This is a genomic window from Ideonella azotifigens, assembly GCF_006519715.1.
Lineage (GTDB): Bacteria > Pseudomonadota > Gammaproteobacteria > Burkholderiales > Burkholderiaceae_C > Ideonella > Ideonella azotifigens.
This window is the reverse complement of sequence record NZ_VIDT01000842.1, coordinates 1-2,065: the sequence shown is the minus strand read 5'-3', so window position 1 is coordinate 2,065 and position 2,065 is coordinate 1. Positions and strand designations below refer to the sequence as shown.

Below are 2,065 nucleotides of genomic sequence, written 5' to 3'. Positions count from 1 at the left end.
GTGGCCGCGGCCGGCCACATGGGCGCGCAGGCGCTGGCCACCCATGCCTACGTGATGCAGGTCATGTACTGGCTGCTGCTGTTTGGCGCAGCCACCGGCCTCGCGGTCGAGATCGTGGTCGGGCACCTGATTGGCGCCGGCCAGCTGCACGAGGCCCACCAACTGGTGCGCAAGGCGCTGGGCCGGGGCATTGTCGTCAGCCTGTGCCTGGCCTTGCTGGCCGCACTGGCCGGCCGCCACTTGCTGGGCCTGTTCACCGAAGATGCGGAGATCCTGCGCAACGGCGCCTTGCTGCTGTGGCTCACGGTGCTGGTCGAACCCGGCCGCACCTTCAACCTGGTGGTCATCAACGCGCTGCGCGCCGCCGGCGACGCCCGCTACCCGGTGATCGCCGGCACCGGTTCGTTGCTACTGGTGCTGGCCGGCGGCAGCTGGCTGCTGGGCGTGCACCTCGGCCTGGGCCTGCCGGGCCTGTGGCTGGCCTATGCATGCGACGAATGGATACGCGGCCTGCTGATGTGGCGCCGCTGGGCCAAGCAAGCCTGGGTGCCCCACGCCCGCGCGACGCATCGCGCGTTGCGCCGGGATCGCCATGATGGCGACGTCAACCTGGCCGCAGCCTAGCGAGCCAGCAGCCGGCGCCGGGCCGCCCCAAGCGGCTGCGCAACCCGCTTGGCGGGTGGTCTCGCGTACTCGCGGGACCGGGTGCCTCAGCTCAAGCGGCGCGTCGCAGGCGGAGCAAAGCCGCGCCCAACTCACCGCGCAGCACCAGCACATCGCCTTCGAGCACACCCGAGCGGGTCTGCTCCAGCAGGCGCAGGAACTGGTCTTCGTTTTCCATCACCGGCGTGCCCATGCAGAGCTTGCGGGTGGCGGCCAACGGGCCGAAGCGCAGTTGCTCGCCTTCGATCTGCAGCTTGCCGCCAAAGCCGTTGCAGCCGCCCGAGCCGCTGACCTGCGTGGCGCTGATGAACTGCAGCGACGGCAGGCCGCCGCCAGGCGTGGCACTGCTGTCCAGGCTGATCGCGATCCAGCGACTGCCGACCAGCTCGTGCAATGCGCTTGGCGTCGAGACGGGCGCCTTGGCGCCACTGGCCGTCGGCGCGCTGCCGCAGCCCCCCAGCAAACCGGCACCGGCCCCGGTGCACAGCGCGGCGGTCAGGCCCCACCCGGCCATCCATCGCTTCATGATCAACCTCTTTCCGATGTGTCAGCGCTCACAAGAAGATGCAGGCTGCAGCACCATTTTCTCATCCCCTGGCGTTGTCAGGGCCTGGCCGCGCTGACCTCGATCTCCACCAGCCAGCCCGGGTTCACCAGCCCGGCGACCTTGACCGTCGAGCGCACCGGCAGGTTGGGCTGGGCTGCACTGCCGAAAAACTGGCGGTAGCCGTCCATGAAGCCGTCGAAATCCATCGCGCCGTTCAGCGCCGGGTCGCCGACCAGGAACACCTGCATGCGCACCACGTCCTTCATGCCCAGCTTCAGCGCAGCCAGCGTGGCCTCGATGGCTTTCAGCGTGCTGACGGTCTGCACGCGGGTATTGCCAAACGAGGCCACGCTGTTGGGCGCTGCGGCCGGATCGGCCACCGTCGGGCCGGCGCCGCTGAGGTGAACCATCGTCACGCCGGCCGGCACTTCGACCGCGCGGGCAATCGGAAAGTCGGAGTTCGGGATCTTGTAGCGGATGACTTCGGCGGCCTGCGTGGCGCCCGCCAGCAGCAATGCGGCGACGGCGAAGAGGGGGGCTTTGGGCATGAGGTTCTCCAATTCGAATTCAGCGCTGGCGCTTCACGTCCGCGGCCGTGACAGGCAGCGGCAAGGGCTCGCCAGCCGCGGGCCTGGGCCCGAACTGCTGGCGCACGAAGTTGACGACCGCCGCGACCTGCACGTCTTCCATGAACTCGCCGACGGGCGGCATCGCCCTGCGGCCGTGCAGCACGTTGTGGATCACGTATTCGGCCATGCCGGCGCGCACGTTGCCGCGCAGCGCCGGGTAGGCCCCCGCGCCTTGTGCGCCCTGCCCCTGGTCCATGTGGCAGCCCTGGCAGGCGGCGCGGTAGAG

4 protein-coding genes are annotated in these 2,065 nt (G+C 69.8%); 1 reads left to right on the top strand and 3 read right to left on the bottom strand.

Features of this window, described 5'->3' with window-relative positions; translation table 11 throughout:
* Positions 1-624: MATE family efflux transporter (locus FKP22_RS28340; protein WP_259372467.1), on the top strand; the 624-nt coding region annotated here is incomplete at its 5' end.
* A 91-nt stretch (positions 625-715) separates the two neighbouring features.
* On the opposite strand, the gene FKP22_RS28335 is transcribed toward FKP22_RS28340, so the two are convergent.
* The 3 genes from FKP22_RS28335 to FKP22_RS28325 form a co-directional block, all read right to left on the bottom strand.
* On the bottom strand, positions 716-1,189 hold the full coding sequence (locus FKP22_RS28335) for an META domain-containing protein (protein ID WP_141291429.1): 474 nt from the start codon (positions 1,187-1,189) through the stop codon (positions 716-718).
* 77 nt (positions 1,190-1,266) lie between these two features.
* Complete coding sequence (locus tag FKP22_RS28330) at positions 1,267-1,758, bottom strand: RidA family protein (RefSeq protein WP_141291427.1); 492 nt, start codon at positions 1,756-1,758, stop codon at positions 1,267-1,269.
* 19 nt (positions 1,759-1,777) lie between these two features.
* Positions 1,778-2,065 (bottom strand): c-type cytochrome (locus tag FKP22_RS28325; RefSeq protein WP_141291425.1); only part of this gene is annotated, 288 nt, incomplete at its 5' end.